At 59.7% G+C, this 13,776-nt stretch carries 15 protein-coding genes and 4 tRNA genes; 8 read left to right on the top strand and 11 right to left on the bottom strand.

Annotated elements, in window-relative coordinates:
• Positions 1 to 181: 181 nt before the first annotated feature.
• The 5 genes from AB5Y92_RS09935 (at position 182) to AB5Y92_RS09915 (ending at position 1,339) form a co-directional block, all read left to right on the top strand.
• A tRNA-Arg gene (locus AB5Y92_RS09935) sits at positions 182 to 258 on the top strand.
• Positions 259 to 309: 51 nt separating this feature from the next.
• Positions 310 to 385: transfer RNA gene (locus tag AB5Y92_RS09930), tRNA-His, on the top strand.
• A gap of 20 nt (positions 386 to 405) precedes the next feature.
• A tRNA-Leu gene (locus tag AB5Y92_RS09925) sits at positions 406 to 491 on the top strand.
• Between the two features lie 76 nt (positions 492 to 567).
• A tRNA-Pro gene (locus AB5Y92_RS09920) sits at positions 568 to 644 on the top strand.
• 179 nt (positions 645 to 823) lie between these two features.
• The gene (locus AB5Y92_RS09915; protein ID WP_368226671.1) at positions 824 to 1,339 is read left to right on the top strand and encodes a ricin-type beta-trefoil lectin domain protein; all 516 of its coding nucleotides are present in this window, start codon (positions 824 to 826) and stop codon (positions 1,337 to 1,339) included.
• Positions 1,340 to 1,373: 34 nt separating this feature from the next.
• On the opposite strand, the gene AB5Y92_RS09910 is transcribed toward AB5Y92_RS09915, so the two are convergent.
• The 8 genes from AB5Y92_RS09910 to AB5Y92_RS09875 form a co-directional block, all read right to left on the bottom strand.
• Positions 1,374 to 2,189: a Cof-type HAD-IIB family hydrolase gene (locus tag AB5Y92_RS09910; RefSeq protein ID WP_368226704.1), complete on the bottom strand. Its 816-nt coding sequence runs from the start codon at positions 2,187 to 2,189 to the stop codon at positions 1,374 to 1,376.
• A gap of 89 nt (positions 2,190 to 2,278) precedes the next feature.
• The gene (locus AB5Y92_RS09905; RefSeq protein ID WP_368226669.1) at positions 2,279 to 3,319 is read right to left on the bottom strand and encodes an alpha/beta fold hydrolase; all 1,041 of its coding nucleotides are present in this window, start codon (positions 3,317 to 3,319) and stop codon (positions 2,279 to 2,281) included.
• The gene (locus AB5Y92_RS09900; protein WP_368226667.1) at positions 3,319 to 3,978 is read right to left on the bottom strand and encodes a CatB-related O-acetyltransferase; all 660 of its coding nucleotides are present in this window, start codon (positions 3,976 to 3,978) and stop codon (positions 3,319 to 3,321) included. The genes AB5Y92_RS09905 and AB5Y92_RS09900 overlap by 1 nt, the downstream gene beginning before the upstream one ends.
• Positions 3,978 to 4,709 carry a tRNA (guanosine(18)-2'-O)-methyltransferase TrmH gene (trmH, locus tag AB5Y92_RS09895; RefSeq protein WP_042063570.1) on the bottom strand — a complete coding sequence of 244 codons (732 nt, stop codon included), beginning with the start codon at positions 4,707 to 4,709 and terminating at the stop codon, positions 3,978 to 3,980. Before trmH ends, AB5Y92_RS09900 begins: the two co-directional genes overlap by 1 nt.
• 44 nt (positions 4,710 to 4,753) lie before the next feature.
• The gene (gene spoT, locus AB5Y92_RS09890; protein WP_005339255.1) at positions 4,754 to 6,871 is read right to left on the bottom strand and encodes a bifunctional GTP diphosphokinase/guanosine-3',5'-bis pyrophosphate 3'-pyrophosphohydrolase; all 2,118 of its coding nucleotides are present in this window, start codon (positions 6,869 to 6,871) and stop codon (positions 4,754 to 4,756) included.
• Between the two features lie 131 nt (positions 6,872 to 7,002).
• A complete protein-coding gene (rpoZ, locus tag AB5Y92_RS09885) occupies positions 7,003 to 7,278 on the bottom strand; it encodes a DNA-directed RNA polymerase subunit omega (RefSeq protein ID WP_005307060.1) in 276 nt (91 codons plus the stop codon).
• A 79-nt stretch (positions 7,279 to 7,357) separates the two neighbouring features.
• Positions 7,358 to 7,984: a guanylate kinase gene (gmk, locus tag AB5Y92_RS09880; RefSeq protein WP_005339253.1), complete on the bottom strand. Its 627-nt coding sequence runs from the start codon at positions 7,982 to 7,984 to the stop codon at positions 7,358 to 7,360.
• A gap of 303 nt (positions 7,985 to 8,287) precedes the next feature.
• Entirely contained in the window at positions 8,288 to 9,340 is a 1,053-nt protein-coding gene (locus AB5Y92_RS09875; RefSeq protein WP_164535760.1) for a glycosyltransferase family 9 protein, read from the bottom strand.
• Positions 9,341 to 9,562: 222 nt separating this feature from the next.
• Here AB5Y92_RS09875 and AB5Y92_RS09870 point away from each other — a divergent pair, with 222 nt between their 5' ends.
• Both AB5Y92_RS09870 and AB5Y92_RS09865 read left to right on the top strand, forming a co-directional pair.
• Complete coding sequence (locus AB5Y92_RS09870; RefSeq protein WP_005339249.1) at positions 9,563 to 10,276, top strand: 3-deoxy-D-manno-octulosonic acid kinase; 714 nt, start codon at positions 9,563 to 9,565, stop codon at positions 10,274 to 10,276.
• 70 nt (positions 10,277 to 10,346) lie between these two features.
• Positions 10,347 to 11,210, top strand: a complete 864-nt coding sequence (locus tag AB5Y92_RS09865; RefSeq protein WP_040069586.1) for a sensor domain-containing diguanylate cyclase — start codon at positions 10,347 to 10,349, stop codon at positions 11,208 to 11,210.
• A 6-nt stretch (positions 11,211 to 11,216) separates the two neighbouring features.
• On the opposite strand, the gene AB5Y92_RS09860 is transcribed toward AB5Y92_RS09865, so the two are convergent.
• The gene (locus AB5Y92_RS09860) at positions 11,217 to 12,071 is read right to left on the bottom strand and encodes a carboxylate/amino acid/amine transporter (protein WP_368226665.1); all 855 of its coding nucleotides are present in this window, start codon (positions 12,069 to 12,071) and stop codon (positions 11,217 to 11,219) included.
• 39 nt (positions 12,072 to 12,110) lie between these two features.
• Here AB5Y92_RS09860 and AB5Y92_RS09855 point away from each other — a divergent pair, with 39 nt between their 5' ends.
• Positions 12,111 to 12,572: a DUF6314 family protein gene (locus AB5Y92_RS09855; protein ID WP_123174058.1), complete on the top strand. Its 462-nt coding sequence runs from the start codon at positions 12,111 to 12,113 to the stop codon at positions 12,570 to 12,572.
• A 125-nt stretch (positions 12,573 to 12,697) separates the two neighbouring features.
• Here the strand turns inward: AB5Y92_RS09855 and AB5Y92_RS09850 are convergent, their stop codons facing one another.
• Both AB5Y92_RS09850 and AB5Y92_RS09845 read right to left on the bottom strand, forming a co-directional pair.
• The gene (locus AB5Y92_RS09850; protein ID WP_139394794.1) at positions 12,698 to 12,859 is read right to left on the bottom strand and encodes a hypothetical protein; all 162 of its coding nucleotides are present in this window, start codon (positions 12,857 to 12,859) and stop codon (positions 12,698 to 12,700) included.
• Positions 12,844 to 13,743: a DMT family transporter gene (locus AB5Y92_RS09845; protein WP_005355734.1), complete on the bottom strand. Its 900-nt coding sequence runs from the start codon at positions 13,741 to 13,743 to the stop codon at positions 12,844 to 12,846. The genes AB5Y92_RS09850 and AB5Y92_RS09845 overlap by 16 nt, the downstream gene beginning before the upstream one ends.
• Positions 13,744 to 13,776: the final 33 nt, after the last annotated feature.

The following is a 13,776-nucleotide window of genomic DNA, read 5'->3' as shown; positions in this document are numbered from 1 at the left end:
ATCAAGTCAAGGCAGCAAGGCGATTTGCGACTGCGATCTGCCCCTTTTCGGCTGTCAGCAAGGGAATAGTGGAAGAAAAGTGCGCAATGTGCTTGAAAAAACAACGAACAGTGTTTCGGTGACAGAAAAGTGTAGACAAACCAGCAACCATCATTAATAATGCGCCCCGTTCGACAGCGTAGCGCCCGTAGCTCAGCTGGATAGAGCGCTGCCCTCCGGAGGCAGAGGTCACAGGTTCGAATCCTGTCGGGCGCACCATCAAAAGTGCGTCGGTTAAACGGGCGTTGTTGTGGAACGAAAACAGCTGTGGTGGCTGTAGCTCAGTTGGTAGAGTCCCGGATTGTGATTCCGGTTGTCGTGGGTTCGAGCCCCATCAGCCACCCCATTTTACAGCTTGTCAGGTACGCGAAGGTGGCGGAATTGGTAGACGCGCTAGCTTCAGGTGTTAGTGCCCCCCGGGTGTGAGGGTTCGAGTCCCTCTCTTCGCACCATACTTGCTGTATGACGAGGATGACCATAAGGTCGTCTTTGTTTTTTTGAAGTAAACTATTTTGAAAGAAATAGCCTCGGTGATTAGCGCAGTCCGGTAGCGCATCTGGTTTGGGACCAGAGGGTCAAAGGTTCGAATCCTTTATCACCGACCACATTTAGAAAAACCTCGCTTCGGCGGGGTTTTTTGCTTTCTGGCCTCCGCTGGGCCAGTACTCTCTCCCTGTTACGTCTGTTTACACTCTATTTGGGCTGCGCGCCCCGCCTTTCGGTTATGCTTCAGCCTCGAGTCACTGACAACCGGATGTCATCGGCCCATTTCAGGCATTTTTCCATGAATAACAAAATTTCCTTTGCTTGCTCCCCCGCCATGCTGGCGGCCTTGCTGCTGGGTGGCTGTACCATCAAGCCGCCATCCACCGATGTGATGATGGGCTCCATAGCTTCACAACCGCAGGAGGAGCATGCGCGCTCCCCCTTGCTGACCAGCGGTGATTTTTGCGTTGCGGTGTCCCATCAGAAGGTGTTGGCACAACCTTGCAGCGGAAAAGACGATCAACTGTTCGAGTGGGATCTGGGTGAGTTGCGCCTGCAGGATCTCTGTTTGCAAGCCAAAAACGACAGCGAAGTGATGCTGGCACCCTGTGACGGTCAGGCGCAGTGGGAGTGGCAGAAAGACAAGCTGTTCAACAGCAAGGTTTCCCGCTGCCTCGATGTGGCCGGGCGACGCCATACCCCCGGCACGCCGCTGCGGCTGGCTGAATGCTACGGCGGAGCGAACCAGAGCTTCAGCTGGCAGCGGCCCAATCCCTGGCTGGAAACCCTGAAAAAACAAAGCCTCACATGGTGAGGCTTTGCTGACTCGAATGTCGGGATGAAGAGGATCAGGCGGCGCTGACGCTCTCCAGCTCGAACAGCTTCTCCAGATAGACGGCGACGCCATCTTCATCGGAGGTGAGGGTCTGCTCATACTCCGGCAGCGCCATTTTCAGGCGGTCATGGGCGTTGCCCATCACGATGCCGCGTCCCACCATGGTCAGCATCTCGAAGTCGTTCATGCCATCGCCGAAGGCGATCGCCTCCGACATATCGAACCCGTTCTGCTCCAGCACGGCACGCACAGCATTGCCCTTGTGCACCCCGGCGTGCATCACTTCGAGACAGTCCGGCAGGGAGAAGGTGACGTTGAGTTGATCGCCGTAGCGCTGGTTGAGGTGCGCCTCGATCTTCAGCAGTTTCTCGTGGTCGCCGATGTAGAACACCTTGTTGATCTGCTCTTTCGCTTCCTGTTTCAGGTCATCGACCAGACGGTAGGTGAACCCTGACTCATCGTGGAACTGCAGCAGCCAGGGCAGCTCCTCTTCCACCACCCAGTCATCACCCTGATAGACATTGAGGTGGATAGAGGGGTCGCGCTCCAGCGCAATCAGTTCGGCGGCGATCTCGGTCGGCAGCGGCTGGTTGAAAATCAGCTGATCCTGTTTGTCATGGACCACGGCGCCATTGGAAGTAATGAGGTAGATGTCCATCCCCAGCGCATCGCGGAAGCTGCGTACGTCAACGTGATGACGGCCGGTGGCGACCACGAATTTCACACCTTGTTCTACCAGGCGGTGCAGGGTATCCCGGGTACGGGGAGAGATCTGGTGCTGCTTGTTGAGCAGAGTGCCATCGAGATCGGATACAACTACCTTGAACATCATTACCTCGGCATCGATTGAAAACAGGGGCAGTTTACCTTAGCCCGCACTGTCACCCCATTTATTTAGGGTTACAAAAAATAGCCAGCTCAGAAGCGGGCGAAAAAGTCGACCATCGCGGTCAGGGCGGGCTGGCGCTTGTCATCGGATTCGATAAACAGCTCGTGCCAGGCCCCCTCGATCCGCAGCGGTTTGCCCCCTTCGCACTTGGCAATGGTGCAGAAGCGATCCTGCGCGGCATTGTCCACCACGCTGTCGTTGCCAGCCTGCAGCACCAGCAGCGGGGTTTTGATGGCGCCCGCATCGGCAATGGCGGCATCGGCACCGGTGATCCCCTGATAAATCCAGTGCGCGGTCGCGCCACCCAGCTTGATCTGCGGGTGCTGCTCGTAGATTTGGCGGAAGGCTTGATAGCGGGGCTGGCTGTGAGTCAGTTCGTTATCGGCAAAGCCGTGATCTTGATATGCGCCCTGGCCGGGGCCGTAGGGAGGCTCACCAATCCAACCGCCGACCGTGCCTATGGTGCTAGCCAATCCCTTGGCCAGCCACTTGGGCAGACCGCCGAGATTGATGCCCAGCATGGGGGAGGAGAGCACGGCCGCCTTGATATCATCGGGCCAGCGTTCCAGATAGCGGGCCGAGATGGCGCCGCCCATGGAATGGGCCAGCAGGAACAGCTTGGCAGGCTGGTCCGCCATGATGATCTGGTCGTGAAAATGCTTGAGATCGACCACATAATCGTCGAACTGGTCGACATATCCCTTCTGCGGGTCATTCAGCATCCGGTCGGACATCCCCTGACCGCGATGGTCGATAAGGTAGAGGCTGTAGCCCTGACGCCAGAGATCCCACGCCAGCTCCTGATACTTGAGGTAGCTCTCGACCCGGCCATTGACGATCAGGATGGCGCGATCAACCTTGGCTTGCCGCAGCGCAGCATAGCGGATGGTCACCCCATCCTTGCCCTTGAACTCTCCTTCCACCGCATGCTGGCGCCAGAAGTCGGGCAGGGTTTGCTGGTAGAGGCTGGGTACATCGGCTTCGCTGGTGAGCTGATAGGTATTGGTCACGGCAAGGGCTCCGGCAGAAAACAGGGTCAGGGCCAACAGGGAAAGAGAGAGGGGTTTCATCAGGCACACTCCTGTTGCCAATGGTGATAAAGGGCGGCGATATACCCCGAGCAGAGCAGCGCCATGCTGGCTTGCAAGCGGGGCAGGGGCCAGTCCCACCACTGCATCTCTTGCAGCATGAGGATCTGCTCATCACTGAAGCGACGGCGGATCGGTTGGGCCGGGTTACCGCCGACTATGGTGTAAGGGGCCACATCTTTGGTCACCACGGCGCGGGTGGCGATGACGGCGCCATCACCTATGGTGATGCCGGGCATGATCATCGCTTCCGAGCCGATCCAGACATCGTTGCCAATCCGGGTGTCCCCCTTGCGCAGAAAGCCGCTGCGGGCCCCTTCGCCAAAGGTGTCGGGATTGAACGGGAAGGTGGAAACCCAATCCAGCCGGTGTCCCTGATTGCCCGCCAGCATGAAGGTGGCGCCCGAGCCGATGGAGCAGAACTTGCCGATGATCAGCCGATCCACCTCGCCCCAGAGGCCGCTCTCCCAGGTGTCGCGGGTCGAGCCATCGCCGAGCAGGTAGCGGACGCAGTGATCCTCGAACGGCTTGCCGTGGTAGTAGCCGGAGTAGTAGCTGTAGTCGCCGGCCTCTATGTTCGGGTTGGTCAGGTGATCCCGGATGATTTGCGATTCCAGCCAGCTGCCAAAAGGGTTATCCATCACTCCTCCTGCGGATCGTCCTGCTCGCTCTGCTGCGCCCACCCTTTGCGGGTCAGCTGCATCCGTTGCCACCACTCTTCGTCCGCCAGAATTTCACCGGCCGGGCCGAGCTGGGGGTAGGGCATCTCTTTCTCTTTGCAGAGCTGGGCATAGATAGGATAACCCCCCTCGAACAGGATGCTGTTCTGCTCCTCCAGCGTGAGCGGGCAGCCGCGTTGATAGCAACCGGCCAGCTCGCGCTGGCGCTGCGCCTCGTAGAGGATGGCGGCTGCGGCGACCGAGACGTTGAGGGACTGCACCATGCCCACCATGGGAATGACGATATGGTGATCGGCCAGTGCCAGCGCCTCTTCACCGATGCCGTGCTTCTCTTGACCCACCAGAATGGCGGTCGGTTTGGTGTAGTCGATAGCGCGAAAATCGACCGAGCTGTCTGAGAGGTGAGTCGCCAGGATCTGCATGCCTGAAGCTTTCAGCTCGGCAACGGCGCTGCCGATGTCCGGGTGCAGTTTTACATCCACCCAGTTCTGGCTGCCGCGGGCGGTGCCCTTGCGCTTGTGGATCCAGGTTTTGGGCCAGACGGCGTGTACCCGGTGGATGCCGATGGCATCGGCGGTACGCACGATGGCGGCCAGATTGTGAGGTTTGTGGACCTCTTCCATGCAGACGGTCAAATCGAGCTGACGCTGGGCCAGCATGTCGGTGATGCGCTTGAAGCGTTCGGGGGTCATGGCTTGTCTCTATAAAAGCAGCAGGCGGCTTGCGCCGCCTGTGTTCAGTTCTTCTGTCGGCTCACCTTGAGCACGTTGGGCATCACGCGGATCTTGCGCATGATGTTGGCCAGGTGGATGCGGCTCTTGGTGGTGATGAGCAGGCTGACCTGATAGACCCGGCCATCCTTCTCTTCGGTGCTGATGGCGTGAATATTGGCGCCGGTGGCGGCAATCACGTTGGCCAGTTCGGCCAGCGCACCCTGATGGTTGACGATCTCGATGCTGATGCCGGTGCGGAACTCCTGTTCCTGCTCCTTGTCCACTTCCCACTGCACCGGCAGGTACTTGTCCGGCTCCTTGCTGTAGCCCTTGATGTTGCGGCAGGCTTCCTGGTGGATCACCAGACCCTTGCCCGGGCTGATGTGGGCGATGATGGCATCCCCCGGGATCGGACGGCAGCAGTTGGCGAAGGTGACCAGCATGCCGTCGGCACCCTTGATCGGCATCTTCTTGCTGCTGGTTTTGGGCTGCTCTTCCGGCGGTAGTTCATCCCCCAGCATGCGGCGCGCCACCATGACACTCATGGCGTTGCCGAGGCCCACATCGGCCAGCAGCCCCTGCAGGTTCTCATGCTTGGTATCGGCCAGCACCTGCTTGATGCGCGGCTCGGGGATGTCTTCGATATTCTTGGCGCCCAGCGCATGGTTGAGCAGGCGGCGACCCAGCACCACCGACTCTTCGGTGCGCAGGTTCTTGAGGAACTGGCGGATCTTGGAGCGCGCCTTGGTGGTCACCACGAAGTTGAGCCAGGCCGCGTTGGGGCGAGCCCCCGGTGCCGTGATGATCTCCACCGTCTGACCCGAGTGCAGCGGGCTGCTGAGCGGGTAGGGGTGGCGGTCGACCCGTGAACCAACGCAGGCGTGGCCGATGTCGGTGTGCACCGTGTAGGCGAAGTCCACCGGCGTGGCGCCAGCGGGCAGCTCCATGATGCGTCCTTCCGGCGTGAACACGTAGATCTCGTCGGGGAAGAGGTCGGTTTTGACCCCTTCGATGAATTCAAACGAGCTGCCGGCGCTCTGCTGCAATTCCAGCAGGCTCTGCATCCAGCGCTGGGCGCGGATCTGGGCAGTGGTGCCCGAGCTGTCGCCATCCTGCTTGTAGGCCCAGTGGGCGGCAACCCCTTTGTCGGCCATCTGGTCCATAAACTCGGTGCGAATTTGCACCTCCACCGGCACCCCGTGCGGCCCCACCAGAGAGGTGTGCAGCGACTGGTAGCCGTTGGTCTTGGGGATGGCGATGTAATCCTTGAAGCGGCCGGGGCGCGGCTTGTAGAGGCTATGCATCTGCCCCAGCACCCGGTAACAGGTATCTATGTCCTTCACCTTGACACGAAAGGCGTAGATATCCATTACCTCATGAAATTGCAGCTCTTTTTTCTCCATCTTGTTGTAGATGGAGAAGAGATTCTTCTCGCGGCCACTGACCTGATGCTCGATCCCCGCCTCTTTCAGGCGACCGCTGATTTCGCTCTGGATGGAGTCGATGATCTCGCGGCGATTGCCACGGGCGCGGCGCACCGATTCGCGCAGCACGCGGGATCGCATCGGATAGAGCGCCTCGAAGCCCAGCTCTTCCAGCTCGTTCTTCATGGTGTGAATACCGAGGCGGTTGGCGATGGGGGCGAAGATTTCGAGGGTTTCCCGGGCGATGCGGCGGCGTTTGTCAGGGCGCAGGGAGCCCAGGGTGCGCATGTTGTGGGTGCGGTCGGCCAGCTTGATCAGAATGACCCGGATATCTTGGGTCATTGCCATCACCATCTTGCGGAAGTTCTCGGCCTGCGCCTCTTTGCGATCGCGAAATTTCAGCTTGTCGAGCTTGGAGACCCCGGCCACCAGTTCTGCAACCGCATTGCCGAATTGTTCGGCCAGATCGGCCTTGGTGACAGAGGTGTCTTCGATGACGTCGTGCAGCACGGCGGCCATCAGGGTTTCATGATCGAGGCGCATGTCACCCAGGATTCGGGCAACGGCAACAGGGTGGGTGATGTAGGGTTCGCCACTGGAACGCATCTGGCCCTGGTGGGCATCACGGGCCACCACATAGGCTTGCTTGAGCTTCTCAACCTGCTCTGGTGGCAGGTAGGAACTGGCTATTTCTTTAAGGTTTTCAAATAAATACAAGACAGTCCCCGCAGCGGTGAAACGGCAATTCGTGGAATTGAGGGTATAGCCCTGAGTTTGCGAGGTTTTCGAGCGGTTGTAAATGGGGATGAACAGTCGGCACCCGGGCGGGTGCCAACCGGAGGAATAACTTAACCGCGGCCTTCGGCGATGGCAGCAACGGCAGCCAGCTCGGCGGCTTCCTGCTCTTGCTGTTCGTAGCGGTCCTGGGTGTCCATCACTTGATTGTTCACCAGACCCAGCTCGATCTCACGCAGGGCGATCACAGTCGGCTTGTCGTTCTCTTCGTCGACCAGGGGATCTTTGCCTTGTACCGCGATTTGACGAGCGCGGCGCGCGGCGACCAGCACCAGGTCAAAACGGTTACCTACCTGTTTTACAGCATCTTCTACAGTAACGCGTGCCATGCAGGACTCCAGTGTTTGGGCTTTCTGTATTTAGAAAAGCAGTGTTTAAAAATGACGCAAAAGTTTACTTGTTTTTGGCTTACTCTGCCAGTAGCTGTTGCAGCAAGTTTTTTTGAGCCTGTTGCTGGTGACGCATCTCCAGCCGTTGGCACTCAATAATGGACCTGAGCTGGAACAGCGCCTGCTCGAAGTCTTCATTGATAATGACATAGTCATACTCGTCGTAGTGCACCATTTCGGCAATGGCTTTCGCCATCCGGCCAGCAATCACTTCGGCGCTGTCCTGACCGCGCCCAATCAGGCGGCGTTCCAGCTCTTCCCGGCTGGGGGGCAGGATGAAAATGGATTTGGTCGGCATCTGCTCGCGGATCTGGCGGGCACCTTGCCAGTCGATGTCGAGGAATACGTCGATCCCCTTCGCCAGACAGGCTTCGATGGCGGCGCGGGAGGTGCCGTAGTAGTTGCCGAACACTTCGGCCCACTCCAGAAAATCACCGCGTTCGATCAGTGCCTTGAACTCTTCCACCTGAACGAAGTGGTAGTGTACGCCGTGCTCTTCGCCAGGACGGGTGGCGCGAGTGGTGTGGGAAACCGACAGCTGCATCTTGCCAGCTTGATTGTGGTTGGTCAGCAAGGCATTGAGCAGGCTGGATTTACCCGCGCCGCTCGGAGAAGAGATGATATAGAGAGTGCCTTGTTGCGCCATATTATTACCTTTAATCGAAACCGCTGTTTTGGTTGTAGCAGAGACCGCCGTCTTGTGCCCGAAAGGGAGACAGCCAAACGCAAAACGCGGAAAATTCTTGAGTCAGGAGGATGTAAAGGCGGCGAATTTTACCAGAATGCGGCGAATAAAAAAACGGCCGGAATCATATTCCAGCCGATCAAAGTATTCGTAGCTTGCTGCGGGAGCGTAACCCACATCAGCCTGCATTGTGCCTTTGGCTGAGGGCAGAGGCTATCAGGTTATCCCTGCCTGATGGCTCGGAATTCCCGAGGTGCCCTGTCACTACGGCAGCTGACGATCGGCACAGAGCCGATCGAAGGCGGCGATCACCTGCTCGCTGGTGATTTTTCGCATGGCCTCCGGATCCTTGAGGCGGGTGCGCCAGCTCAATTCGGCCAGCGGCTTGCCGGTCTCCTGCTCGACCAGCTCCTGATAGACGCTGACCACGTAGTCGCGGCACAGATATGGGCCGGTGCGGGCCGGATTGTGGTGGGCATAGAGACCGATCACTGGCGTGCCCACTATGGTGGCCATATGGGTGGGGCCGGTATCGGGGGCCAGTACCAGACTCGCCTCGCCAATCAGCGCCAGCAGCTGCTTGAGGTTGGTCTGCCCCACCAGATCGACCGGCTTGCTCTGGCTTAAGCGCTGGATGTCGGCAGCCAGATCCCGCTCCAGTTTGGCCGGCCCGCCACAGAGATAGACCTGAAAGCCCTTGCTGGCGGCGTGATCCGCCAGCGCGGCATAGCCTGCGGCCGTCCAGTTCTTGAAGGCCTTGCTGGCGGCGGCGCAGATCAGCAGGGTCGGTTTGCCGCCAATCTTCTCCCTTGCCCACGCCTGATGTTCGGCGCTGATGGGCAGCTGCCAATCCGGGGTCAGATCCTGGATGCCGAGCTCTTTGGCGAAAGCGAGGAAACCGTCCAGCACATGGGGGGAGGCAGGCGAAGGCACCTTGTGGTTGGTGAACAGCCACTGGCCGTCGTTGGCCCGTTCCCGATCAAACCCTAGTTTGACCTTGGCGCTGATGCCGAGGGTGGCGATGCTGGCTCGCATCGCTGCCTGCAGGTGGAGCAGGGCATCGAATTTGCGCCCCTTGAGGGTCTGCCAGAGATCGCGATAGCCGCGCCATCCCTTGCTCTTGTCGAAGGGGATCACCTCGACGCCGGGCAGATCGGCAAACAGGGTTGCTTCGATTTTACCGGTGATCCAGGTGATGCGGGTCTGTGGCCACTCCCGCTGGATGACGCGCACCAGCGCCAGTGCGTGGCAGCAATCCCCGATGGCGGAGAGCCGCAGGATGCAGATGGAGGAGGGGGGCGTTTGAAATAGCGGCATGTTGTGGCGCACGGCTGGCAAAAAGGGTGGATGGCATTATGCAAACTCCCCTCTGGATTGTAAAATTGCGCACAATCGTCAGCCGGGATAGGCCGGGCCCAGCGCCATGACCTGTCTCTGCACGTCGTTGATTAAAGGCCACTATTGCGGGCATGCCAGAGCGGCAGCCTCATCGCCAATTGAAAAATTGCGATCCATGACCCACCGAGCGGGATCTCCACGATGCGAGTACAGACCGAACACAACCAGATCTGCTGGTATGCCGAAGGGGCCTTTCGCGACCCCTCTCCCCAGTTATTCGATCCTGCCTGGTGGCAGAACAACCGTCAGGTGGTGGGAACCTCCATCGGGCGGGGAGTGACCTGGTTCGTCAAGGATGAGTCCCGCCATCTGGTACTGCGCCACTACTATCGCGGCGGCATGGTGGGCAAGGTGGTGCGGGATCGCTTCTGGTTCGAAGGGGTCGAGTCGAGCCGTGCCATGGCCGAATACACCCTGCTGGCCAAGCTGTGCGAGCTGGGGCTGCCGGTGCCGCGTCCGTTTGGTGCCCGCATGGTCAAACAGGGCCCCTTCTATCGCGCCGATATCCTGATTGAGCGAATTCGCGGTGCCAAGGATATGGTGGCGCTGCTCAAGCAGGGGCCGGTGGCGACCGAGGTGTGGCACAAGATAGGCCAGACGGTGCGCCAGCTGCACGATGCCGGGGTCTATCACGCCGATCTCAACAGCCACAACCTGCTGCTCGATAAAGAGGGCAAGGTGTGGGTGATCGATTTTGACAAGGGTGCGATCCGCTCCCCCGGCGAATGGCAGAAGGCCAATCTGGAACGCTTGCTCCGTTCATTCAATAAAGAGTCTCAACTGCATACCAGTTTCCACTTCGTACCGGAGAACTGGCAGACCTTGATGAACGGGTATCAGGGAAAAGCGCTCTGACCCTGTTGCTCGGCGTGAACGCCAATGTTACTTATTGAGCAGGTATTCAGATCCTGTTTCGAGGCGCCCCATGGAAATGCTCAAGACACCTTTGGTCGATGTGACTGCCCGGCTTGATCCGGGTCTGCTGTCTGATGCCATGGCGCTGCTGGAGGCGGGGATCTGGAGCTGGTCAGCCCAACACGGACTGCAGCGTGATCCCTCCTGCCTGCGCCTGTTGGGATTGGGAGAGTGCTGGCCGGATGATCTTGGCTGGCTGGATCGGGTGCATCCCGACGATGTTGCCCGGCTGGAAGATGCCCTGCTCGCCTGCCAGAGCGGCCGCAGCAGCGGTCTGCGCCTCGAATACCGCATTCTGCATCATCACGGTCACTACATCCGGCTGGAAGAGCGGATGCGTCGCGATGAGCGGGGCTATCTGCTGGGGGTTGTCCGTCACCTCGATCCCGCTGCCGTGCTGGTGGAGGAGCGACATGGCACCGATCCGCTGACCGGTCTGGAGAGCCGTGGCCGTTTCGAGCAACTGCTTGAAGAGCGGCTGGCGACCGAGAGCGGCACTTTCAGTCTGCTGCAGTTTTCGGTCGATCACATGGCTAAAATCCAGCAACTGTTTGGCGAAGCGGCTTGCGACGCCATGCTGGCCAAGCTGGCGCGTATCGTACGCCACGAACTGCGGCGGGAAGATCCCTTTGCCCGCTGGGATGAGGACGGTTTTATCCTGATGCTCTCCCAGACCGAGCGGATGAGTGCGCTGGAGATCGCCGAGCGGCTGCGCCTCGAGATTGCCGATGCCAGCCTGTTGTCACAGCGGCCGGTCACCGTCAGCATCGGGCTGGTGCAGAGTCAGGCTGGCGAGCAGCTCGATCATCTGCTGGCCCGGCTGGCCAGCTGTCACAGTCAGGCCAGACGGGAGCACAACACCGTCGTCGGCTGAGTGCGGTCAGGGTAGGCCGCGCTTGTCACGCTGGCAGACCCAGAGCGAGGCCAGCATCAGCAGGCCGCCGATGGTCAGTCGGGTCAGATCGGTATCCTTGCCCCAGAGCAGCAGATTGACCAGCAAGCCGGCCGGAATGAGCGCATTGTTCATGATGGCCAGCACCCCGCTGGTGACCAGCGTCGCCCCCTTGTTCCAGAGGAAGTAGCCGAGGCCGGAGGCTCCCACCCCCAGCCAGAGCAGAATGCCCCACTGCAACCCTGACGTTGGGTATTGCGGCTTGCCCAGCAGCCACCAGGTGGGCAATGCGATCACCAGCGCTCCCAGATAGAAGCAGCCGAACACCGCCAGTTGCGGCGGTTGCTCCGCCTCCCTTGCCAGCAGTACCTTGTAGCCCACTTGACCCAGGGCGAAACAGAGGTTGGCCCCCTGCACCACCAGAAATCCCAGCACATAACTCTCGGTCAGGCCGTCGAAGCGGATGACGGCAGCCCCGAGCACCGCCAGCAGGGCACCCCACAGATAAACAGGCTTGAAGCGGCGCTCCAGCAGATCGTGGAGCAGGGTGACGTAGATGGGGGTGAAGATGGTAAAGACCAGCACTTCCGGCACTGTCAGCAGCAGGAAGGAGTGGTAGTAGAAGAGATACATGATGCCGAGCTGGATGGCGCCCAGCGCCATCAGCTTGGCCGCCAGATCGGGGCGCAGCCAGCGGCGGCGCAGGAAGGGCAGAAACACCAGACTGGCGAGGGCGATGCGGGTCAGCACCGAGAAGTAGGCATCCACCTGGCCAGCGAGGTAGACCCCGATCAGGCTGAAGGAGAATGACCAGAGCAGGGTGACCCCTATCAAGTAGTTCATGTGTTTGATTTATCGTCAGTTGTCAATTTTAAGGAGGCTATGATGGCCGAGATGGAAGCGGCAATCCAGCGGTTATGGGCGCGATTGCCACAGGTCGGAGCATTTTCCTTTACCGCCAGCAATGGCGAGGGGTCGGCGACCGACTGGAATGGTCGGGGCGAGGGGCGTGTGCAGGTGACCGATCATCAGGGGGGCTGGCTGTTTAACGAGCAGGGTCGCTACACCACGCCCCATGGCAGGGAACTCGCCATGCACAACCGCTTCTGGTGGCAGCGTAGCGAACGGGGGATCCGTCTCTCCCATCTGCGTTATGAGGCGCCGGTCGAGCTGTTCGAGCTGCTGCCGCAGGGGGATGGCCGCTGGCTGACCGCCGAACCCCATCTGTGCGGGGCGGATCACTACAGCGCCGAGTTGACCGAGATAGACGGCGGTTTCTTGCTGAGCTGGCAGATCACCGGGCCGCGCAAGAACGAGCGACTCAGCTATCGCTATCTGATCTGACGCCGGCTGGCAGGCATAAAAAAACCGGCGCAGAGCGCCGGTAGCGGGGGACAAATCGGAGGTTTTTTTAAAACAGTCCCAAAAACAGGAGAGATGAACTCTCTTCACACACTCAGAAAAGTGATTCAGGCACTCAGGGCATAGCTCAGCATGGCTTGCAGCTTGCTATCGAAGAACCAGGGCAGCAGTACCATCAGCAGGCCCAGGATCCCGGCCAGTCGCTGGCGATACTGCCAGCCGGCAATCAGTACCAGACCACCGCACAGTGTGGTCAGGATGCCTGACATAGGGAGACCTCGCGCTGCATGCGACGCTGTTGCGCCCACTGGTTCATGGCGACCGAGCCGAGGATCAGTGCCAGAGCAACACCTGTGGTGGGGTGGATCTGCTCGCCGAGGAACAGGGCACCCAGCATCACGCCGAACAGCGGCACCAGATAGTTGCTGAAGGAGGCGAACGTCGGGCCGGCCTTCTGGATCAGCGCCATGTAGAGGAAGTAGACCAGACCGGTACAGAGAGTACCCAGCACGGTGATCGCGCTCAGGGCCTGGGTGCTCGGCAGGGTCAGGCTGCTGAGATCAACCATGAAGGGGGCGACAAGCAGCAACTGGATTGCCGAGGAGATCAGGATATTGCGGGCGACCACGACCGGATGGTCCTTGGCGAAGCGCTTGATCATCAGCAGACCGATGGCGAAGCAGCTGGCTCCCAGCAGGATGGCCATGGCACCGAGCAGACCGGCGTTCATGCCCTGGGAGAGTTTCGGCCAGAACAGGGTGAGCACACCGGCAAAGCCGATGATCACGGAAAGCAGACCGGTTTTGGTTATTCTTTCACCAGAAATAAACAGCGGTGCAGCCAGAATAGTCACAAACGGGATACAACCCATGACCACGGCGGCGATGGCGCTATCCACGTACTGTTGGCCCCAGGCGACCATGATGAAGGGGATGGTGGCATCCAGCAGGGCGATCAGCATATAGGTGCGCCACGGGGTGTGCTCACTCTTGAGCCGCATGAACAGGCAGAGCAGACCCAGGGTCAGGCTGCCGCACAGGGCACGACCGGCAGCCACCAGAATGGGGGGCAACTCGGCAACGGCCTGGTGCATGAAAATGAATTGGGAACCCCACAGCAGGCCAATGGCCAGCAATAACAGATAGCTACGCATTTGAATCTCCGATGTATTAAGCCAGCGCATTCT

The sequence above is a fragment of the Aeromonas sp. R1-1 genome (genome assembly GCF_040908495.1).
In the GTDB taxonomy this organism is placed as follows: Bacteria; Pseudomonadota; Gammaproteobacteria; order Enterobacterales; family Aeromonadaceae; genus Aeromonas; species Aeromonas veronii.
This window is presented reverse-complemented; position numbering and strand designations above follow the sequence as displayed.